This window comes from Jatrophihabitans sp. sgz311053 (assembly GCF_056135305.1).
In genome coordinates, this window is record NZ_JBWAXP010000001.1 from 152551 (window position 1) to 172043 (window position 19493).

22 protein-coding genes and 1 pseudogene are annotated in these 19493 nt (G+C 71.9%); 6 read left to right on the forward strand and 17 right to left on the reverse strand.

What is annotated here, in order from left to right; all coding sequences use genetic code 11:
* Positions 1-26 precede the first annotated feature (26 nt).
* From ftsH to dacB, 5 genes are all read right to left on the reverse strand, one after another.
* Positions 27-2162 (reverse strand): ATP-dependent zinc metalloprotease FtsH, encoded by a 2136-nt coding sequence (ftsH, locus tag AC0NZQ_RS00425; RefSeq protein WP_474527633.1) that lies wholly within the window; start codon positions 2160-2162, stop codon positions 27-29.
* Positions 2163-2294: 132 nt separating this feature from the next.
* Positions 2295-2843, reverse strand: a complete 549-nt coding sequence (gene hpt / locus AC0NZQ_RS00430) for a hypoxanthine phosphoribosyltransferase (RefSeq protein ID WP_474527634.1) — start codon at positions 2841-2843, stop codon at positions 2295-2297.
* Complete coding sequence (tilS, locus tag AC0NZQ_RS00435) at positions 2840-3799, reverse strand: tRNA lysidine(34) synthetase TilS (protein WP_474529372.1); 960 nt, start codon at positions 3797-3799, stop codon at positions 2840-2842. Before tilS ends, hpt begins: the two co-directional genes overlap by 4 nt.
* A 179-nt stretch (positions 3800-3978) precedes the next feature.
* Positions 3979-5025, reverse strand: coding sequence for a zinc-dependent metalloprotease (locus AC0NZQ_RS00440; protein ID WP_474527635.1), 1047 nt, complete (start codon positions 5023-5025; stop codon positions 3979-3981).
* Between the two features lie 91 nt (positions 5026-5116).
* Complete coding sequence (gene dacB, locus AC0NZQ_RS00445; RefSeq protein ID WP_474527636.1) at positions 5117-6481, reverse strand: D-alanyl-D-alanine carboxypeptidase/D-alanyl-D-alanine endopeptidase; 1365 nt, start codon at positions 6479-6481, stop codon at positions 5117-5119.
* Positions 6482-6540: 59 nt separating this feature from the next.
* On the opposite strand from dacB, the gene AC0NZQ_RS00450 reads away from it, so the two are divergent.
* Both AC0NZQ_RS00450 and AC0NZQ_RS00455 read left to right on the forward strand, forming a co-directional pair.
* Positions 6541-7032: an inorganic diphosphatase gene (locus AC0NZQ_RS00450; RefSeq protein ID WP_474527637.1), complete on the forward strand. Its 492-nt coding sequence runs from the start codon at positions 6541-6543 to the stop codon at positions 7030-7032.
* Positions 7033-7069: 37 nt separating this feature from the next.
* Positions 7070-7618 (forward strand): carboxymuconolactone decarboxylase family protein, encoded by a 549-nt coding sequence (locus AC0NZQ_RS00455; RefSeq protein WP_474527638.1) that lies wholly within the window; start codon positions 7070-7072, stop codon positions 7616-7618.
* 30 nt (positions 7619-7648) lie between these two features.
* Here AC0NZQ_RS00455 and AC0NZQ_RS00460 read toward each other — a convergent pair whose 3' ends face one another.
* From AC0NZQ_RS00460 to mqnC, 8 genes and pseudogenes are all read right to left on the reverse strand, one after another.
* Entirely contained in the window at positions 7649-8575 is a 927-nt protein-coding gene (locus AC0NZQ_RS00460) for a sucrase ferredoxin (RefSeq protein WP_474527639.1), read from the reverse strand.
* Positions 8576-8588: 13 nt separating this feature from the next.
* Positions 8589-9854 (reverse strand): cupin domain-containing protein, encoded by a 1266-nt coding sequence (locus AC0NZQ_RS00465; RefSeq protein WP_474529373.1) that lies wholly within the window; start codon positions 9852-9854, stop codon positions 8589-8591.
* Positions 9851-10087, reverse strand: coding sequence for a BatC protein (locus AC0NZQ_RS00470; RefSeq protein ID WP_474527640.1), 237 nt, complete (start codon positions 10085-10087; stop codon positions 9851-9853). Before AC0NZQ_RS00470 ends, AC0NZQ_RS00465 begins: the two co-directional genes overlap by 4 nt.
* An 82-nt stretch (positions 10088-10169) precedes the next feature.
* Positions 10170-10877 (reverse strand): demethylmenaquinone methyltransferase, encoded by a 708-nt coding sequence (locus AC0NZQ_RS00475; protein WP_474527641.1) that lies wholly within the window; start codon positions 10875-10877, stop codon positions 10170-10172.
* Between the two features lie 72 nt (positions 10878-10949).
* A pseudogene (locus AC0NZQ_RS00480) lies at positions 10950-11193 on the reverse strand (BrnT family toxin).
* The gene (locus tag AC0NZQ_RS00485; protein WP_474527642.1) at positions 11190-11423 is read right to left on the reverse strand and encodes a ribbon-helix-helix protein, CopG family; all 234 of its coding nucleotides are present in this window, start codon (positions 11421-11423) and stop codon (positions 11190-11192) included. Before AC0NZQ_RS00485 ends, AC0NZQ_RS00480 begins: the two are co-directional and overlap by 4 nt.
* A gap of 33 nt (positions 11424-11456) precedes the next feature.
* Positions 11457-12380: a DMT family transporter gene (locus AC0NZQ_RS00490; protein ID WP_474527643.1), complete on the reverse strand. Its 924-nt coding sequence runs from the start codon at positions 12378-12380 to the stop codon at positions 11457-11459.
* 35 nt (positions 12381-12415) lie between these two features.
* Positions 12416-13594, reverse strand: a complete 1179-nt coding sequence (mqnC, locus tag AC0NZQ_RS00495; protein WP_474527644.1) for a cyclic dehypoxanthinyl futalosine synthase — start codon at positions 13592-13594, stop codon at positions 12416-12418.
* A gap of 42 nt (positions 13595-13636) precedes the next feature.
* On the opposite strand from mqnC, the gene AC0NZQ_RS00500 reads away from it, so the two are divergent.
* Complete coding sequence (locus AC0NZQ_RS00500; RefSeq protein ID WP_474527645.1) at positions 13637-14311, forward strand: hypothetical protein; 675 nt, start codon at positions 13637-13639, stop codon at positions 14309-14311.
* Positions 14312-14317: 6 nt separating this feature from the next.
* Here AC0NZQ_RS00500 and AC0NZQ_RS00505 read toward each other — a convergent pair whose 3' ends face one another.
* Positions 14318-15151: a menaquinone biosynthetic enzyme MqnA/MqnD family protein gene (locus AC0NZQ_RS00505; protein WP_474527646.1), complete on the reverse strand. Its 834-nt coding sequence runs from the start codon at positions 15149-15151 to the stop codon at positions 14318-14320.
* A 56-nt stretch (positions 15152-15207) separates the two neighbouring features.
* On the opposite strand from AC0NZQ_RS00505, the gene AC0NZQ_RS00510 reads away from it, so the two are divergent.
* On the forward strand, positions 15208-15657 hold the full coding sequence (locus tag AC0NZQ_RS00510; protein ID WP_474527647.1) for an SRPBCC family protein: 450 nt from the start codon (positions 15208-15210) through the stop codon (positions 15655-15657).
* On the opposite strand, the gene AC0NZQ_RS00515 is transcribed toward AC0NZQ_RS00510, so the two are convergent.
* Positions 15649-16272 carry a pyridoxamine 5'-phosphate oxidase family protein gene (locus AC0NZQ_RS00515; RefSeq protein ID WP_474527648.1) on the reverse strand — a complete coding sequence of 208 codons (624 nt, stop codon included), beginning with the start codon at positions 16270-16272 and terminating at the stop codon, positions 15649-15651. The two genes, AC0NZQ_RS00510 and AC0NZQ_RS00515, sit on opposite strands and share 9 nt — an antisense overlap.
* A 45-nt stretch (positions 16273-16317) precedes the next feature.
* Here AC0NZQ_RS00515 and AC0NZQ_RS00520 point away from each other — a divergent pair, with 45 nt between their 5' ends.
* Together AC0NZQ_RS00520 and AC0NZQ_RS00525 are read left to right on the forward strand one after the other, a co-directional pair.
* Positions 16318-17058 (forward strand): inositol monophosphatase family protein, encoded by a 741-nt coding sequence (locus AC0NZQ_RS00520; RefSeq protein WP_474527649.1) that lies wholly within the window; start codon positions 16318-16320, stop codon positions 17056-17058.
* 5 nt (positions 17059-17063) lie between these two features.
* A complete protein-coding gene (locus AC0NZQ_RS00525; protein WP_474527650.1) occupies positions 17064-17813 on the forward strand; it encodes an SDR family oxidoreductase in 750 nt (249 codons plus the stop codon).
* A gap of 36 nt (positions 17814-17849) precedes the next feature.
* On the opposite strand, the gene AC0NZQ_RS00530 is transcribed toward AC0NZQ_RS00525, so the two are convergent.
* A complete protein-coding gene (locus AC0NZQ_RS00530) occupies positions 17850-18170 on the reverse strand; it encodes a DUF4229 domain-containing protein (RefSeq protein ID WP_474527651.1) in 321 nt (106 codons plus the stop codon).
* Positions 18171-18174: 4 nt separating this feature from the next.
* Positions 18175-19314 (reverse strand): aminofutalosine synthase MqnE, encoded by a 1140-nt coding sequence (gene mqnE / locus AC0NZQ_RS00535; protein ID WP_474529374.1) that lies wholly within the window; start codon positions 19312-19314, stop codon positions 18175-18177.
* Between the last annotated feature and the right edge of the window lie 179 nt (positions 19315-19493).

The window sequence follows — 19493 nt, forward strand, 5'->3', positions numbered from 1 at the left end:
CCCGACGCTGCCCTGCCGGCTGTCGCTCACGCCCCGCCACCGGTCGGCGGGCCGTAGCCACCGCCCGGCTGACCGTAGCCACCACCGGCCGGGGGCGGACCGAAGTAGCCGCCGCCAGGGGCTGGCGGCTGCGGCGCCGTGGGCTCGGGGGTGACACCGGGCTGCGCACCGTTGCCGTTGCCATGGCCGTTCGAGCCATTGGCCGAGCCGTTGGCCGAGCCGTTCGGAGACGGCTTGCGCAACGACGGCGGAATCTCGATCGGCGGCCGGTCGCTGGGCGTGCGCTTGCCGAAGGCGGTGAAGGTGTTGTGCGGCGGCCGCTTGTGGACCGGCGCGAGGATGCGCTCCAGGTCTTCCTTGGAGAGCGTCTCCTTCTCCACCAGCTCGAGCACCATCGCGTCGAGGGCGTCGCGGTGCTGCTGCAGGATCTCCCACGCCTCGTCGTGCGCGCCCTCGATCAGGTCACGGACCTCGGCGTCGATGTCCGCGGCGATGTCCTCGCTGTAGTCGCGCTGGTGACCGTAGTCGCGCCCCATGAACGGCTCGGAGTCGCCGGTGCCGTACTTGACCGCGCCGAGCTTGCTGCTCATGCCGTACTCGGTGACCATCGAGCGGGCCAGCTTGGTGGCCTTCTCGATGTCGTTCGACGCTCCGGTGGTCGGCTCGTGGAAGACGAGCTCCTCGGCGGCCCGGCCGCCGAGCGCGTAGACCAGCTGGTCCAGGATTTCGGCACGGGTCTGGGTGTAGCGATCCTCCAGCGGCAGCACCAGGGTGTGGCCCAGCGAGCGCCCGCGCGGCAGGATCGTCACCTTGTGCACGGGGTCGAGGTTGGGCATCGCCCACGCGGCCAGCGCGTGGCCGGCCTCGTGGTAGGCGGTGACCCGCTTCTCCTTGTCGCTCATCGCCCGCGTCTTGCGCTCCGGGCCGGCGATGACGCGGTCGATGGACTCCTCCAGCGCAGCGGCGGTGATGAGCCGGCCGTTGTTGCGCGCGGTGAGCAGTGCCGCCTCGTTGATGACATTGGCCAGGTCGGCGCCGGTGAAGCCGGGTGTCCGGCGCGCGATGACCGACAGGTCGACGTCCGCGGCGAAGGGCTTGCCCTTGGCGTGCACCTTCAGCACGGCCTCGCGGCCGATGACGTCGGGCGGGCCGACGGCGATCTGGCGATCGAAGCGACCGGGGCGCAGCAGCGCGGGGTCGAGGATGTCGGGACGGTTGGTGGCGGCGATCATGATGACGCCGCCCTTGACGTCGAAGCCGTCCATCTCGACGAGCATCTGGTTCAGCGTCTGCTCGCGCTCGTCGTGACCGCCGCCCATGCCGGCGCCGCGGTGCCGGCCGACGGCGTCGATCTCGTCCACGAAGATGATGGCCGGCGCGTTGGACTTGGCCTGCTCGAAGAGGTCGCGGACGCGCGAGGCACCGACGCCGACGAACATCTCCACGAAGTCCGAGCCGGAGATCGAGTAGAACGGGACGCCGGCCTCGCCGGCGACGGCGCGGGCCAGCAGCGTCTTGCCGGTGCCGGGCGGGCCGTAGAGCAGGACGCCCTTGGGGATCTTGGCGCCGATCGCCTGGAACTTGGCGGGGTTGGCGAGGAACTCCTTGATCTCGTCGAGTTCTTGAATCGCCTCGTCGGCGCCGGCGACATCGGCGAAGGTGGTCTTCGGGGTGTCCTTGCTGACGAGCTTGGCCTTGCTCTTGCCGAAGCTCATCACCCGGCTGCCGCCGCCCTGCATCTGGCTCATGACGAAGAACAGGACGCCGAAGATGATGATGAAGGGCAGCAGGCTCACCAGCAGCGACAGCCAGGTGTTGTCCTTGGCCACGTAGGTGCGGAAGCTGAGCCCGTCGTTCTTCTGGGCCGCCGAGCTCAGGGTGTTGAAGATCTCGTCGCCGGCGCCGGAGGGGTACTGCGCGCTGATCTTCGAGTACTTGCCGTCGAGCTTGTCACCGCTCTTGAGGTCCAGCTTGATCATCTGGGCCTTGTCGTCGATGACGACCTTCGAGACGTGGTTCTCGCGTACCTGCGCAAGCGCGTCGGACGTCGAGACGCCCCGGTACTCGTCGCCGCCGGAGAGGATGTTCGGCAGCACGATGAAGCTGAAGAGGATCACGATGGCCCAGAGCCACCACGACCGGAGAATGCGCCTGCGATTCATATCATTACCACGAACGGCGGGCCGCCCGCGTTCCTTCCCACGTCTGGAGGGGACTGTGAAGTGCACGAAGGGCCCGTCAGACGGGCACTTCTGAACCCCTGACGGTACACGGCGGGCCTGATCCGCCGCCGCTCAGCCGCCGTAGACGGCGGGCTTCAGACGTCCGATGTAGGGCAGGTCTCGGTAGCGCTCGGCGTAGTCCAGGCCGTACCCGACGACGAACTCGTTGGGGATGTCGAATCCGACCCAGTCGACCGCGATGTCCACCTTGACGGCCTCGGGCTTGCGCAGCAGCGTGACGATGCGGATCGAGGCAGGGTTGCGGCTGCGCAGGTTCCGCAGCAGCCACGACAGCGTCAGTCCGGAGTCGATGATGTCCTCGACGATGAGGACATGCTTGCCGGCGATGTCGCGGTCGAGGTCCTTGAGGATGCGCACCACACCGCTGCTCTGGGTGCCGCTGCCGTAGGAGCTGACCGCCATGAACTCCATGGTCGACGGCCGCTCGAGGGCTCGCGCGAGGTCGGACATGAACATGGCCGCACCCTTGAGCACTCCCACCAGGATGGGCTCGCTGTCGGCGTAGGCGGTGTCGATCTCCGCGGCGAGTTCGCCGATCTTGGTCGCGATCGCCTCGGTCGAGATCAGGACCTCGTCGATGTCCGCGTCGAGCAGGCTCACGTCGTCTCCGTCCGCACGGCAACGAGTCTCCCAGACGCCCGTTGCACGCTGACGCCCCCGGGCAGGTCCACCGGTCCCTGGCCGTGCCAGTCGGTGACGAGGGCGTCGAGGGCGGCGGTCCGCTCGGCGCTCAGCGACCCGGCTCCGGCGCGCGCCGCCCAGGACCGCAGCCGCCGCCTGCGCAGTGCCGCGGGCTGCGCGGCGAGCTCGGCGACCGGCAGCGGACCGGCCGGCACAGGCCCGGCGGCGTCGGCCAGCTCGTCCAGCACGTCGGCGTCGGCGCGGAGCTGGTCAGCCGTCCGGGCCAGCGCCTCCGCGACCCCGCCACCGAGCACCTCCTCCAGCAGCGGCAGCACCTCGGTCCGCAGTCGCACCCGCCGGAAGGCCGGATCGGTGTTGTGCGGGTCGTCCCAGACAGGCAGGCCCAGGTCGACGCAGGCCTGCCGGGTCACGGCCCGCCGCAGACCGAGCAGCGGACGGAGCCGGTCTCCGGTGACGGGCCGCATCCCCGCCAACGCCCGCGCTCCCGAACCACGGCCCAGACCGAGCAGCACCGTCTCGGCCTGGTCGTCCAGCGTGTGGCCGAGCAGCAGCCGGGCGCCGAGCGCTGCGGCGGTGGCGTCCAGGGCGGCGTAGCGGGCCTCGCGCGCCGCCGCCTCGGGCCCGCCGGCGGTCCCGACGGTCACCGGCAGCACCACGACGGGGTCGAAGCCGAGTTCGGCACCCAGCGCCGCGACCGCCGAGGCGCGGCGGTCCGACCCGTCCTGCAGGCCGTGGTCCACGGTGGCGAGGCCGGCGGAGATTCCGGTGCGCGGCGCGACGAAGGCGACCGCCGCCGCGAGCGCCAGCGAGTCGGCGCCGCCGGAGCACGCGACCAGGACGGGTCGGTCGTCCCCGGTCAGCGCTGCCCGGATCGCGGACCGTACCGCCGCGACCGCCGCCGTCGGCCCCATCAGCCGACCCCACGGACGGTCGGCCCCACCCGTCGGACGTGATCAACTTGTCTTTGCCTTCGTCCTGGCGACGGCAAAGACAAGTTGATCACAGGGGACGGGGCGCGACGGGCCGGGCCCACAAGGGACGGGGCGTGAGCCGCCGGCCAGACGGGGCGGACGGCCAGCGGACCTGACACCGGTCAGGCGTGGACCCGGGCGATCCAGCGCTCGGGGTCGGCGATCTCGGCGCGGGTGGGGAGGGTCTCGGGCGAGGTCCAGACGGCGTTGAAGTCGGTGACGCCGATGCGGGCGACGACGTCGCGGACGAAGGCGGAGCCGTCGACGTACTGCCTGGTCTTGGCCTCCATCCCCAGCACCCGGCGCAGCAGCCGGTCCAGCGGGTTGCCGCCGCGGCGACGGCGCGCCCCGAAGCGGCTCTCGATGACCTGCTGGCTCGGGATCACGGTCGGCGACACGGCGTTCATGACGTACTCGGCGTGGCCCTCGACGAGCGACATGAAGGCGGTGACCCGCTCCAGCACCTGCCGCTGCTCCGGTGTGGCGAGCACCGACAGCACGCCGGAGCCGTCGCCCTGGTTCCGGACGACCTTCACCAGCTCACCGACCGCGCCCCCGATACGGCGGCGCATCTCGGCGGGGTCGGTGTCGATGGTCGCGCTCAGCGCGTCGATCTCGTCGAGCATGTGACGCCGCAGCCACGGCACCGCGGTGAACTGGACCCGGTGGGTGACCTCGTGCAGGCAGACCCAGAGCCGGAAGTCGCGCGGATCGACCTTCAGCTGCCGTTCGACCGAGACCAGGTTCGGCGCGACCAGGAGCAGCTGACCGCCGGGGCGGTCGAAGAACTCGAACTGCCCCAGCACCTTGCCCGAGAGGAAGCCGAGCACCACGCCGACCTGGACTCCGGTGAGCCGGCCGCCGATCCGCTCGGCGACCCGGCCGACCGGGTTGTCCTCGGTGAGCCGCTCGACGACCGGGCTCATCACCGTGCGCATGCCGTTGGCGTTGGCCTCGATCCAGGCGGCCCGGTCGATCACGCGGGTGACGGCGGTGACGGGCGGTTCCTGCAGCAGCGTCAGCGAGGCGACGTGGTCGGCGGCCTCCGCGGTCGCACGGTAGAGCTCGTCCACCGCGTCGTCGGCCTCCCGCCGGGAGACGTCGGGCGACGCGGGGCTGAAGCGCTTGGCCGCGCGGGTGGCGAGCTCCCAGTCGATGAGCCCGCTCACGGCGCCCACCGGGCTCCGGGTCGGCGGGTGGCTGACGGCATGGCTACACGCTACGCGGACGACGATGTGAGCGCGCTCGGCGCGACCGGGCTCAGCAGGCGCAGGTCGCCATCGTCGTGATCAGGGCGTCGAGTGCCGCCTGCGCGGCAGGGGTGCCGGTGTTCCGGTCGGCGAAGACGGCGAAGACGATCAGTCCGCCCCGGCGGGTGTGCGCGAGGCCCGCCAGCGTCGAGACCCCGGTGAGCGTCCCGGTCTTCGCGCGGACCACCCCGGCGCCGGCGGAGCTGGCGGCGGCGCCGTAGCGCGCGGCCAGCGACCCGGACCAACCGGCGACCGGCAGCGACGCGGCGATCTGCTGCACGGCCGGGTTGCTAGAGGTGACCACCGCCCGCAGCAGCGAGGTGAGCGTGGCCGGAGCGAGACGGTCTCGCGCCGCGAGACCGCTGCCGTCCACCAGCCCGGTGCCGATCGCCACCCCGACCCGCTGCTGCAGCACCTGCCGCACCGCGGCCGCGCCTCCGGTGAAGGTGGCCGGCTCACCCGTCGCGAGCGCGACCTGCCGCGCCAGACACTCGGCGATGACGTTGTCCGATTCCAGCAGCATCTGCTCCACGAGCATGCCCATCGGTGCCGACGCGACGGTGCCGACCGTCCGCGAGCCCGCCGGTGCACTGCCCCGCGCGATGGGCAGGCTCCCCCGGCCGAGCAGTCCCGCGAAGGAGCGCGCGGCGGCGAGATCGGGCTCGGCACTGCGGACGGCGTCCCCCGGCGCGGCGCGGCCACCGTCGGCCATCAGTCCGGTGATGCCGGCGCCGTAGTCGCTGGGGACGTCCTCGCTCGCCCACGCCGGCGAGACGACCGGGCCGGTGAAGCGGGAGGCGACGACGATGCGCCGGACCGCCACCCCGGAGCGCCTCACCTGCGCCGCCAGGTCGCTGAGCCGCGCGGCGCCGGGGTACTCGGTCTGCCGTCCGGCCGGCGCGGCGCTCAGCGTCGGGTCGCCACCGCCGACGAGGGTGAGCGTGCCGCGACCGTCGCTCACCGCGACGGTGGTGATGCGATCGGTCGCCTTCCGGACGGTCAGCGCCGCGACGGCGGTGGTGAGCTTGGCCGTGGAGGCCGGTGCCGCCGGGGTGCTGCCGGAGCGGTCGAGCAGCACGGTCCCCCGCCGGGCGTCCACGACGCTGGCCAGCACGCTGCTGCCGAGGCCCGGCGCGCGCAGGGCCGAGGCGACGGCGGCGGCCAGCGCGGCACCGTCCACCGGCCGCTCGGCGAGCCGCGGGAGCGCGGCGGGTCGGCGGTCGGCCGCGGCGTAGGCACTCGGCTCGGCGGGGACGGGTGCCGTCGCGGTGCCGCGCACCCGGTCGGTGATCATGAAGCCGGCCACCGCCGCGGCGGCCGCGAGAACCATGACGAGCAGCACCAGTGCGGCCGTCCGCAGGGTGCGCGCGTTCATGATGCGCCACACTAGGGCGTCGTGCCCGCCGGCACGTGTGTCGCACGAAGGAGAAGGCCGTGGAGTTCGACGTCCTCATCGAGATCCCCCGGGGCAGCCGGAACAAGTACGAGGTCGATCACGAGACCGGACGGATGCGGCTGGACCGCACGCTGTTCACCTCGACCCAGTACCCGGCCGACTACGGCTTCATCGAGGAGACGCTGGGCGAGGACGGCGATCCGCTGGACGCGCTCGTGCTGGTGCACGGCGACCCGCTCTTCCCGGGCGTGCTGGTGCGGTGCCGGGCCATCGGCATGTTCCGGATGACCGACGAGAAGGGCGGCGACGACAAGGTCCTGGCCGTCCCCGTCTCGGACCCGCGGCTGGAGCACCTGCGCGACATCCATCACCTGCCGGAGTTCGACCGGCTGGAGATCCAGCACTTCTTCGAGGTCTACAAGGACCTCGAGCCCGGCAAGAGCGTCGAGGGCGCCAACTGGGTGGGACGCGCCGACGCCGAGGCCGAGATCAACCGCTCCTACGAGCGGCTCAAGACCCAGGGACACTGACGACGGCACGACACCGCCCGGAGCAGGAGGGACCGCGATGACGGCGACACCGGATCCCAGGATCACGCCCGGCGACCGCCACGAGATCGGTCTCGTCGCGCATGCCTTCACCGCCGCCTCGGGTGTGGCGATGCGGACCAACCCGCCGAACCTGTTCCGCACCATGGCCCGGAACCGCAGGCTGTTCCGGGGCTGGCTCCGCTTCGCCGGCAGGCTCATGCCCCGGGGCACGCTGCCGCGTCGCGAGACCGAGCTGGTGATCCTGCGGGTAGCGCATCTGCGCGGCTGTGCCTACGAGTTCGACCACCACGTGCGCATCGGCGGGCGCGCTGGCGTCACGGCTGGGGACGTCGACCGCGTGACGGCCGGCCCCGACGCCCCCGGCTGGAGTTCCCGCGAGGCGACACTGCTGCGAGCGGCCGACGCGTTGGTCCGGGACCGGGATCTCGACGACGCGCAGTGGGAGCGGCTCCGTGCCGAGCTGGCCGAGCCGCAGCTGGTGGAGCTGCTGCTGCTCGTCGGCCACTACGACATGCTGGCGACCTTCCTGCTGACGCTCCGGGTCGCGCCCGACCGTCCGCGCTGAGGTGGCGCCGCGCGGCCCGTGGTCGCCGGATCAGTCGACCGGCTGCACCAGCGTCGGCCGGTAGCCGAGATAGTGCCCGGCCCGCGGGTTGGCGCAGGTCAGGCCGGTGACGTCCATGCGCTCGACCTGGACGGTGACGTCCACGAGCCCGTGCGGCGCGCGGAGCCGGACCACCGAGACCCCGTTCACCGGGGGCGGGGCGTCGACGACGGCGAGGTCGTCACGCCGGCGAACCGCGAGCTGCTCGTGGGCGAAGCCGAGCGCGGCCTGCGCCACCGGCGGCAGCCCGATGCGGCCTCGCAGCAGCGCGCCGACGACCTCCCCCGCCTCGGCCGCCGCCACGAATTCCGGGGCGGCGAAGGGCAGGACCCGACCGTACAGCAGGCCGGAGGGCAGGACGAGGACGTTGGCGGCGAAGCGGTCGCCGCCCAGGTGGCTGGTCTCCCACACCCGGCCGGGACGGAGCTCGGCGATGGCCGCGGCGACGGGACGGCCACGGAGCGCGCAGCAGGTGTCGTGCTTGCTGTGGGCGCAGACCAGGAAGAGGGGCTCGCCGCTGCCGGGCTCGCCGTCGGTGCCGTCGAAGGCCAGGTCCAGCAGCTCGGCGTCACGCCCATAGGTGCCGAAGCGCACCGTCTGCCGGTCGTCGCGGGTATCCACCACCGCCCAGTGGCGCGCCGTGCCGCGGGGGGTGCGGCCATGGCGCCGGACCGCCTGCACCCGAACCCCGACGGCACCGGCGCGGGACTCCAGCTCGCGCGCCGTCTGCGGGTCGAAGTCGGAGTCGCAGAGGCCACGCCGTCCCCAGGCGCCGGGCTGCTCGACGAGCAGCAGCCGGGCGGCCGGGAAGGCGCTGCCGAGCATGAGGTCACCGCGCAGCTGCGCCCGCAGCGCGCAGCGGTCCAGGGTCTCGCGGGGCCGGGGCGCGGTCTGCGTCGGCCGCTCAGCGGGCGTCACGACAACCAGTGTCTCAGCTGCGGGCACCCCGAACAGCCGTGACGAGCACGCCTTCGCGCAGCAGCCGGCGCACGAAGGTGGTCGCACCGGTCTCGTCCAACCCCGGCAACTGCGCCGGGGTGAAGGGGTCACCGGCGAGCACCAGCTTCACCGCATCCGCGGCGTCGGCGGGGACGGTGACTGTCCGGTCGAGCAGGATCAGCGCGATGGTGTCGCCGTCCTCGGCCGGCCGCACGCGGACCCGCAGCCCGGACCGCAGTCTCACCTCGGTCTCCGCTGTCACGTCCTCGGCGGCGGCGAGCTGCGCCAGCGGCCCGATCGCCTCCGGGCGGGTGCGTTGCATCAGGGTGGTCTCGAGGTGCTCGGCCGCGGCCGGCACCGGCTGCGCGTCCAGCGCGCGGTGCAGGGCGTCCAGGGTCGCGGCCAGCTCAGGTCCGAGGACGTCGGGGTCGCCGAGGTCCACGCCCATCGGCAACGACGCGCGCAGCTCGGGATCCTCCTGGACGGCAGCCAGCAGATGCTGCACCAGGTGGTAGCGGGTCAGCGGGTGGACGCCGACGGTGAGGTGGATCGAGGTCTCGCCCTGTGCCACCGCCGAGTGGATGGTGCCGCGCGGCAGGTACAGCGCGTCGCCCGGCTCCAGGACGGTGTCGACTAAGGGCTCGCCCTGCGCGGCGGCCTCGACGGCCGGCCGGCGCTTGTCCCAGGGCTGGTTGTCCAGCGGGGAGTCGACGACGGGGGGATGGATGGTCCAGCGCTTGCGGCCCGAGACCTGCAGCACGAAGACGTCGTGCACGTCGTAGTGCGCCGCGAAACCCTGGTTCTGCGGCGGGGTGATGTACGCGTTCACCTGCGCGGGGTGGCCCAGCTCGGCGGCCAGCTGCGAGGCGAAGTCGACCAGGGGCGGCCACGTGCGGTGCAGGGCCTGCAGCACGAGGGTGGCGCCGTCACCCATCGCGGCGAGGATCTTGTCGTCGGCGGCCTGGTCGGCGATCGTCGCGCCAGCGCCGCCACCGCGGGTGAACTTCGCCGCGGGCAGCACCGAGCCCTCCTTGGCCATGCGCAGGAACGGCGTGCGCAGGCCGCGCTCGGAGACGAGCTCGTCGACGGCCTCAGGGCTCAGCAGGTCGTCGAAGCGACCGGGCAGCTCGGCGGCCCGGGAGAGCAGCGGGGCACGGCCCCAGTGCTCGGTAGCGAAGACATCGGCGGTGCGGGCGACACAGCGCGCAAGCGCCGTGCCGACCGCACCGCCGAAGGAGTCAGCGTGAGACACGCTCAGCTGTCCGCCGGGCCCTCGGGGCCGGGGGTGGCAGCGCCGTCGGCACCGCCGTCACCGCTGTCGGCCGGGCCCTCGGGGCCGGGGGTGGCAGCGCCGTCGGCACCGCCGTCACCGCTGTCGGCCGGGCCCTCGGGGCCGGGCTCGGCAGCGCCGTCAGCGCCACCGTCGCCGCTTCCCGCGCCGCCGTCGGCGCCACCGTCACCGGTGATGATGTCGTCGTCGTCCAGGCTCATGTCTCGTCCTCTCGGGTCGTGGCGAACAACGCGGGGTCCACGCTGCGCCTCTACAGCCGACGTACCCCCGGGCGGTCGGAGGCTAACCGGCGGTGCGGGTGCCGACGTGCAGCGCGACGATGCCACCGGTGAGGTTGCGGTACCGGACGTCGTCCCATCCCGCCCCGGCCACGAGGGCCGCGAGCTCGTCCTGCGCAGGCCAGGCCCGGATGGACTCGGCGAGGTAGACGTAGGCGTCGGCGTTGGACGAGACCCGCCGGGCGATCCACGGCAGCGCGCGCATCAGGTAGTTCAGGTAGACGTGGCGGAACGGCTTCCACACCGGCCGGCTGAACTCGCAGATCACCAGCCGGCCACCGGGGCGGACGACCCGGGCCATCTCGCGCAGCGCGCCGGCGTAGTCCGAGACGTTGCGCAGCCCGAAGCTGATCGTGACGGCGTCGAAGACGGCGTCGGCGAAGGGCAACCGGGTCGCGTCGCCGGCGACGAAGGGGACCCGGTCACGGCGGTCACGGCGAGCATGACCCGCCTTCAGCATGCCGAGGCTGAAGTCGCAGGCCACCGCGTCGGCACCGCTGCGGGCCAGCTCGACGGTCGAGACGCCGGTACCGGCGGCGAGGTCCAGCACCCGGTCGCCGGGCTTGAGCTCCAGGACGATCCGCGTGCGGCGACGCCAGCGGCGGTCCTGCCCGAAGGAGAGCACGGTGTTGGTGAGGTCGTAGCGCCGGGCCACGCCGTCGAACATCTCGGCGACCTCGGACGGTCGCTTGTCCAGACTGGCGCGGCTCACCGCCTCAGTCTGTCATTCCGCTCGGCATTGCCGGACGGTCGGTGCGCTCCAGTTTCGACGCGCGGGCGAGGACTACGACAGGAGGTCCCAGTACTGCTTCCGCGCCGACATCGCGTGGATCACCAACTCATCTCCCCGACTCGAATACGAGAACGACGGTTTCCAGCAGCCGCGCCTGTGTGTCGAACCCGAGACGGAGCTCCCGGTGCGGCCAGTCGTCGTCCTGCAGCGGCTCGACCCATTGAGCCCATTCGGCCGCATGTACAGCATCCTCGATTGACACACCGTGCTTGAGAGCGCTGCGGTGCGCTTTCACGCGGCGAAGTGGGCCAGCGCCTGTCGGATTGCGTCGGAGCGTGACAGATTCTCACGCCGAGCGATGTCGTCCACCATCGCCAGCTCGTCCGCGGTGAGACGGACGGCGACGACCTGCATGGGCTCGGCACCGCGTCCCGGACGGCCGCGACCCCGGCGCTTCAACTGCTCGACGTCGTAGCCCGACTCGGCCTCGTCTGCCCACTGCTGGATCTGCGCGTCGCTGACCATGGTCAAATCGTATTACGAAAACCCTCGAGGTGCTCAGTCCACCGGTGCGGCGGGGGCGACATCCGGAGTCGAGGTCTGCTTGCCGGGCGGGGCGTGGTCGTCCTCCGGCGGATTGGCCAGCTTGATAGCACCCGCCGTGACCACGCCGAGGCAGGCGACGTAGGCGACGATGTGCGGCAGGTCGGACGGGATGCGCTCACGGAGCACGATGGCGCCGAGCAGGACGGCGACGAGCGGATCGGCCGCGAGGTTGGCAGGCAGCGTCGCGCCGATGGCGCCGACCTGGAAGGACATCTGCGTCAGGATCATCCCGGTGGTGCCGACGACGAACATCCCGACGATCGGCACCAGGCCCTTGGGGCTGTCCAGCAGTCCCTCGAAACCCCGCTGGGACAGCCGGTCCGAGGCGGCGTCCACCAGCATCGCCAGCGTGCCGAAGCAAGCGCCCGCGGAGGCGCCGTAAACGGCGCCGCGGACGGTCTTGCTCATCTTCAGCGTGACGACGCAGGCGAGCACCGACAAGACGATCACGATGCCGATGGTGAGGATCAGGAACCGCACCTTGGGGACGTGGGGCTCGCCGGGGACGCCGATGAGGGCCAGGAACGTGGCGAGGCCGGCGAGCACCGCCGCAACGCCGAGGTAGTCGCCGAGCGTCGGCTTGTGCCCGCCCATCAGGTACCCGACGATCAGCGCCACCGGCAGCATGAGCACGACCAGCGGCTGGATGAGCACCACCGGCCCGGTGGAGAGCGCGACGAGGTTCAGGATGAAACCGAGGAAGTCGCCGCAGAGCGACAGCAGGAAGATCGGGTGCTTGATCAGCCGCAGCAGACCGGCCGCGCTGGCCCCGTGGTCGTCGGCCTGCTCCTGGGCGACCTTGTGCTGGACGACGCTGGACGTGCCGTAGACGACTGCCGAGGCCAGCCCGAACGGGATGGCGACGGCGAGGGACACGCCGTCAGACTAGCGGCCCTTCTCTGGCACGCCGCTCAGCTCGCGCTGGCCACCGGCAGCAGCTTCAGCGCGGTCGAGCTGAAGTGCGAGTGGACGCGGTCGTCGGTCGGGTCGTCGGCCGGATCGCGGTGCACCACGAGGTGGTTGTAGAGGGTGTCGCGCTGTGCCGGGATGCGTCCCGCGCCGCGGATGAGATCGATGAGCTCCTGCCGGTTGGAGCGGTGCTTCGCGCCGGCGCTGGAGACGACGTTCTCCTCCAGCATCACCGAGCCGAGGTCCTCGGCGCCGAAGTGCAGCGTGAGCTGACCGATGTCTTTGCCCGTGGTCAGCCAGGACCCCTGCAGGTGGACGATGTTGTCGAAGAAGAGCCGGGCCACTGCGACCATGCGCAGGTACTCCAGGCTGGTGGCCTGCGTCCGTCCCTTGAGGTGGTTGTTCTCCGGCTGGTACGTCCACGGGATGAACGACCGGAACCCGCCGGTGCGGTCCTGGACGTCGCGGATCATGCGCAGGTGCTCGATGCGCTCGGCGTTGGTCTCGCCGGTGCCCATCATGAACGTCGCGGTGGATTCGAGGCCGAGGCCGTGGGCGGTCTCCATGACCGACAGCCACACCTCGCCCTTCTCCTTCAGCGGGGCGATGGCAGTGCGCGGCCGGTCCACCAGGATCTCGGCGCCCGCCCCGGCGAAGGAGTCGAGCCCGGCCGCCTTCAGCCGGGTGATGACCTCGGCGTGCGAGAGGTCCGAGACCTTGCTGATGTGCACCACCTCGGAGGCGCCGAGGCTGTGCAGCGTCAGCTGCGGGTAGTGCTCCTTGATCGCGGCGAAGGTCTGCTCGTACCACTCCATGCCGAGCTCCGGCGAGTGGCCGCCCTGCAGCATGATCTGGGTGGCGCCGAGGTCCACCGCCTCGCCGCAGCGGCGCAGGATCTCCTCCTGCGGGTGCGTCCACCCCTCCGCGTGCTTCGGCGCCCGGTAGAAGGCGCAGAACTTGCAGGCCGTCAGGCAGACGTTGGTGTAGTTGATGTTGCGGTCGATGATGTACGTCGCGATGTTGTCGGGGAAGCGTCGGCGGCGGACGGCGTCGGCCGCCCGGCCCAACGCGTGCAGCGGCGCGTCGGTGTAGAGCTCGAGCGCCTCGGCCGGCGAGATGCGGCCACCGTCGGCAGCGCGGTCGAGAACGGCCTGGAGGTCGGCGCGGGTCCCTGACGTCATGCCTCCAGGCTACGGCGGGACGTCCGGCATGATGGCAGGGCCATGACCGATGACACCCGCGATTCCCAGCCGGGCGACGGCTCGCCCGACACCGGCGAAGCACCCAGCGCCCCTGCCCCTGCCCCTGCCGACCGCACGCTGAGCTGGCTGCCGCTGGTCGGCGCCGCCGCGCTGGCGATCGTGGTGGCGGCGGTGGTCTTCCTCGTCGGCGCGGGCAAGGACAATCGCGGTGGCTCGCGGGTCGACGACGACGGCGCCCTCGCCTGCCCCGGCACCTATGCCGGCAGCGTCACCGACATCACCCGCCGGGTGCCGGCCGTCCCCTCCGGCGTGGACGGCGAGGCCGACCTCGTCCCCGACGCGCAGCCGCGCTACGTGGCGATCTGCCGCTACCGGGCCGCCGCGCCGGGGCAGCGGGGCGTCGACCTGCCGCTGGACGGCCGGGTCGTCCTGGACGACAACGAGCGGGGCGCCGCCCGCTTCCTCAGCGCCGCGGCGAAGGCGTCGAAGAAGGCGCGCTGCGACCTCCCCGCGCCGATGGCCAAGCAGCCGTCCTACCTGCTCGGCTTCACCTTCAGCACGGGCATCGTCTGGGTCTCCGTGCCGGGCACCGGGTGCCAGTTCGCCTCCAACGGCGAGTTCGTCACCAAAGATGACCTGCGCACCGTCACCAACGACGCCTTCCGCACCATGGTCTGGCCCGCGGCAGCGAACTGACCGCCGTCAGAGCTGCGCGAAGACCGGGTCGACCGGCATCCCGACCCGACGGGCGAACTCGCGCAGCCCGTCGACCTGCCGGTCGCCGAGCGAGAAGTCGAGGGTGCGGAAGTAGGTCGCCAGGGTCTCGGCATCGAAGACCTCCCACCGGGACGCCGTGGCGGCGATCTCGTCCACGTGCGCGAGCGCGTCGTCACGGCCGGTGACGAAGGCGTGGTGGACGTCCTTCACCAGGCCGGGGTTGGCCTCGGCGTACTCGCGGCGGGCGGCCCAGACCGCGAAGACCATCGGCAGGCCGGACCACTGCCGCCAGGCCGTCCCGAGGTCGTGGACCGTCAGCCCCATCGCCGGCGCCTCGTAGGTCGCGCGCAGCGCCGCGTCGCCGATCAGCACGGCGGCGTCGGCCTCCAGCAGCATCGTCGACAGGTTCGGCGGACAGGTGAAGTACTCCGGCTCGACGCCGTGGACCTCCGCGAGCCAGCGCCGGGCGAGCAGCACCGACGTCCGGGACGTCGACCCCAGCGCCACCCGACCGCCGTCCAGCTCCTTCAGCGGCACGGTGGAGACCAGGTTCACCGACAGCACCGGTCCGTCGGAGCCGACGGCGATGTCGGGCAGGACGACGAGGTCGTCGGCATTGCGCAGGTACTCCACCAGCGAGATCGCGCCGATGTCCAGGTCGCCCCGGACGAGCATCTCGTTGAGGTGGTCCGGGGTGTCCTTGGTGAGCTCGACGTCCAGCAGCGCACCACCGCGCACCAGGCCCCAGTAGATGGGCAGACAGTTGAGGAACTGGATGTGTCCCACGCGCGGGCGCGGGGCGGGGGCCGGGTGCGTCACGTAAGCCACGCTACGACTGCGGTACCAGCCGACCGCAGCCGGGAACTCCCATGGGCATGACCGTCTCGCAGGTAGACACCGGACCGCGCAAGATCACGTTCACGACCGAGGTGGCCCGTCCCGCGGACGAGCTCTTCGCCCTGGCCGCCGATCCGCACCGGCACCACGAGCTGGACGGCTCCGGCACCGTGCAGGATGCCGTCAAGGGACCCTCCCGGCTCGCCGCCGGGGACAGGTTCTCGGTGAAGATGAGGATGTACGGGGTCCCCTACCGGATCACGAGCAGGGTGACCGAGCTCGTCGACGGCCGCGTCGTCGAGTGGCGGCACCCGGCCGGTCACCGGTGGCGCTGGGAATTCGAGCCGACTGCGACCGGCACGAGGGTCACCGAGACCTTCGACTACAGCACGGTGCCGGGCGTCCAGGCCAAGGTGCTGGAGCTCGTCGGCATGACGAAGCAGAACGCCAACGGCATTCGCAAGACGCTGGAGAAGCTTTCACGATAGGGACGGCGGCAGTGAGATCCCGTCCCGCAGGTCGGGCGCGGGCCGGGGCTCGAGTCGCGAGGTCCGCAGCGGCACCACGCCTGCCCAGGCGTCCCCGGCGACGTCCTCGGGCGGGTCGTCCGGCCAGCCGTCGGAGATCTTGAGCGACCACTCGACAATGGGCAGCGCCAGCAGGAGGGTGGCGGCGAGCTCGCGGGGGGTCGAGGCGCGGACCTCCGCGGTGCGGCCGGGCAGCAGGTGCTCGGTGATGACGTCCAATGCCCTGGTCTTGTCCGGCCCGTCCACCGTCTCGCAGCAGCCGAAGAGCACCGCGCTGCGGTAGTGCAGCGACGACTCGAAAGCCGACCGAGCGACGACGAGCCCGTCCAGCGCGGTGACGGCGAGGCTGACCGGCGCTCCGTCGGCGACCGCGCGCATCCATCGCGAGCCGGTCGAGCCGTGCATCAGCACCCGGTCGCCGTCGCGGGCGATCGCGGTCGGCACGACGACGGGGCCGCCGCCGTCCCGAACGACGGCGAGGTGTCCGACCACGGCCTCGTCCAGCAACGCGTCCAGCGCCGCGCGGTCGGTGGTCGCCTTCTCGCGCAGCCGGGTGACGGTGGTCCGCTCGCTCACGCCCGCGCACTCTGCCAGAACGCGCCGCCGCTAGCGTGGTGCTTCGTGGACGATCTGCAGCTGGCCGCCGACCTCGTCCGCGACGCCGGGACACTGGCCGCCCGCATGCTGCGCGAGGGTCTGGACGTCGAGTACAAGACCTCGATCTCGGACGTCGTCTCCGCCGCCGACCACGCCGCGGAGGAGCTGGTCGTCTCACGGCTGCGCCACGAGCGACCGGACGACGCCATCGTCGGCGAGGAGGGGACGGCCGACGCCGGTGGTGGCCGCACCTGGTACGTCGATCCGGTGGACGGCACCTACAACTTCGTCTCCGGACTGCCCACCTGGTGCGCTGCCGTGGCCCGCGACGACGCGCTCGGCGCGATCTACCAGCCGGCCACCGACGAGCTCTGGCTCGGCGGCGACGGCGCGGCGGCGACCCGCAACGGGATCGGGCTGCCCCCGCTGGCCGACAGGCCGTACGCCGAGGTCTCGCTGGCGACGTACCTGCACCCGACCACGCTGCCCGACGCCGAGCTGCGCGAGCCGCTGCTGCGGGTGATGCAGGGTGCGGCCACCGTCCGGATGCTCGGGTCGGGATCGGTCGAGCTCGCCGCCGTCGCCGCCGGACGCCTCGGCGTCTACGTCCAGGCCAACTGCAAGCCCTGGGACTGGCTCCCCGGTGCGGCGCTGGTCCGGGCGGCCGGCGGCGCGACCGAGGTCGTCGAGACCGCCGGACCCCGCTGGCACGTGGCCGGACCACGGCGGGTCGTGGACGAGGTCCTCGCGCTGCTGGCAGCCTGACCGTCATGCGGATCGCGGTGGCCGGCGGAACCGGACTCGTCGGCAGGATGGTCGTGCGGCAGGCACGCGACGCCGGGCACGAGGTCGTCGTGCTCTCCCGGACCAAGGGTGTCGACCTCACCACCGGCGACGGCCTGCGCGACGCGCTCACCGGCGCCGAGGCGGTCATCGACGTCTCGAACGTGACGACGCTGTCGGCCAAGGCCGCCGTCGACTTCTTCACCACCGCCACCGGACACCTGCTCGCCACGGGCAAGGAGGTCGGCATCCGGCATCACGTGGCGCTCTCCATCGTCGGCGTGGACCGCGTCCCGTTCGGCTACTACCGGGGCAAGGCCGCGCAGGAGCAGGCGATCGCCGCCGGCGCGGTGCCGTGGACGGTGCTGCGTGCCACGCAGTTCCACGAGTTCCCCGGCCAGCTGCTGCGACGGGTGGCCGGGCCGGTCGTGCCGGTCCCACGGATGCGATCGGCCACGGTGGCCGCGCGCGAGGTCGCCGCGCACCTGGTCCGACTCGCGGGCGAGGAGCCGGCGGGGATGGCAACCGAGCTGGCCGGTCCCGAGGTCCACGAGATGCCCGACCTCGTCCGCCGCGAGCTGCGCCGGCAGCGGCGGCACCGGCTGGTGGTGCCGGTGAAGCAGCCGGGCGAGACCGGTCGGCTCATGGCCGCCGACGGCCTGCTCCCGGCCGGCGACTGCCTCCGGGGCACCGAGACCTTCGACCAGTGGTTGGCGGGCCAGTCGGCGCTGTCCTGACCCCGGGACGTGCCGCAGCCGTCCACCGGAGCTGACTCAGTCTCGGTCGGCGGCGTCCCGATCGTGACCCTCGGGGTCCAGCTGCTCGTCCAGCCCGGCACGTCGCTGCCGCTGGACGTCCAGGCGCTGCTCGAGCTGCTCGGTGAAGGCACGCCGCGGCTTGGCGAGCAGGACGAACGACAGCGGCACCGACAGCAGCAGCGCGACGAAGGCCGCGAAGAGCGACTCCAGGCCGACGAGGACGAGGATCCCCCACAGCGCGAAGAAGAGGCCGAAGCGCAGCAGCGTGAAGAGCCACATCGTGCCCATCCACCTGACATAGGTGGGCTGGGGCTGCGCGCCGGGGGTTTCGCTCATTCCGTCACGCCCAGACGGCCTGCGGCTCGGCGCGACGCTCCGCCAGCGGCACCGGCGCGTCGTAGGTGCGGATGACCTCGTAGCGGGTGTTGCGCTCCTTGGGCTGGAAACCGGCGTCGCGGATGAGCGTGAGCAGGTCGTCGCGGGTGAGCTTGTCCGGCGTGCCGAAGTTGTCGGCGTCGTGGGTGATCTTGTACTCGACCACCGAGCCGTCCATGTCGTCGGCGCCGTAGTTCAGGGCGAGCTGGCTCGTCGACAGCCCGTGCATCACCCAGAAGACCTTGACGTGCGGGAAGTTGTCCAGCATCAGCCGGCTGACCGCGAACGTCTTCAGCACATCCGCGGGCTGCGCCATGCGCAGGTGCGACAGCCGGTTGTTGTCGTTGTGGAACCGCAGCGGGATGAAGACCTGGAAGCCGCCGGTCTCGTCCTGCAGCTCGCGCAGCCGCAGCACGTGGTCGACCCGGTGCCGCGGCTCCTCGATGTGGCCGTAGAGCATGGTCGCCGGGGTCTTGAGCCCCTTCTGGTGGGCGAGCCGGTGGATGCGCGACCAGTCCTCCCAGTGGGTGTCGTGGTCGACGACCTGCTTGCGGACGTCCCAGTCGAAGATCTCCGCGCCGCCGCCGGTGAGCGACTCCAGGCCCGCGTCGATGAGCTCGTCGAGGATGGCGTCGGCGGTGAGACCGGAGATGGTCTCGAAGAAGTGGACCTCGGTGGCGGTGAAGGCCTTCAGCGCGACGTCCGGCAGTGCGGCCTTCAGCTCGCGCAGCACGCGGGGGTAGTACTTCCACGGCAGCGTCGGGTGCAGGCCGTTGACGATGTGCAGCTCGGTGAGCCCGTCGTCCTTCATGGCCAGCGCGGCCTCGACGGCCTCTTCGACGCGCATCGTGTACGCGTCCTTCTGGCCGGGCTTGCGCTGGAAGCTGCAGTACGCGCAGGAGGCGGTGCAGACGTTGGTGAGGTTCAGGTGCCGGTTGACGTTGAAGAAGACGGTGTCACCGTTCTTCTCCGTCCGGACGCCGTGGGCCAGCTGTCCCAGCCACGCCAGGTCGTCGCTGGCGTACAGGTCCTCACCGTCCTGCCGGGTCAGGCGTTCGCGCGCCTCGACCTTCTCGGTCAGCTCTGCCTTGCGGGACTCGCTCAACGCCTCGGATGTCACGACAACCAATGTACGACGCGCTCTGAAGCGTGCCGGACGGCGGACAGCAGGGGTGCCCGGTTCCGTCCGATTGCGGGACCTGCGGGGTTTGCGCCGTCCGCAATGTCCGAGTTGGAACTGAGCACTTCGTGCGTGGGAACAAGCTGTCAGTACTTTGGTCCCTT

Coding starts and splice junctions, on each gene's coding strand:
- ftsH (WP_474527633.1), bottom strand. CDS start 2,162: ATGAATCGCAGGCGCATTCTCCGGTCGTGGTGGCTCTGGGCCATCGTG.
- dacB (WP_474527636.1), bottom strand. CDS start 6,481: ATGAACGCGCGCACCCTGCGGACGGCCGCACTGGTGCTGCTCGTCATG.
- AC0NZQ_RS00455 (WP_474527638.1), top strand. CDS start 7,070: ATGACGGCGACACCGGATCCCAGGATCACGCCCGGCGACCGCCACGAG.
- AC0NZQ_RS00470 (WP_474527640.1), bottom strand. CDS start 10,087: ATGAGCCTGGACGACGACGACATCATCACCGGTGACGGTGGCGCCGAC.
- AC0NZQ_RS00485 (WP_474527642.1), bottom strand. CDS start 11,423: ATGGTCAGCGACGCGCAGATCCAGCAGTGGGCAGACGAGGCCGAGTCG.
- mqnC (WP_474527644.1), bottom strand. CDS start 13,594: ATGACGTCAGGGACCCGCGCCGACCTCCAGGCCGTTCTCGACCGCGCT.
- AC0NZQ_RS00500 (WP_474527645.1), top strand. CDS start 13,637: ATGACCGATGACACCCGCGATTCCCAGCCGGGCGACGGCTCGCCCGAC.
- AC0NZQ_RS00510 (WP_474527647.1), top strand. CDS start 15,208: ATGACCGTCTCGCAGGTAGACACCGGACCGCGCAAGATCACGTTCACG.
- AC0NZQ_RS00525 (WP_474527650.1), top strand. CDS start 17,064: ATGCGGATCGCGGTGGCCGGCGGAACCGGACTCGTCGGCAGGATGGTC.
- AC0NZQ_RS00530 (WP_474527651.1), bottom strand. CDS start 18,170: ATGAGCGAAACCCCCGGCGCGCAGCCCCAGCCCACCTATGTCAGGTGG.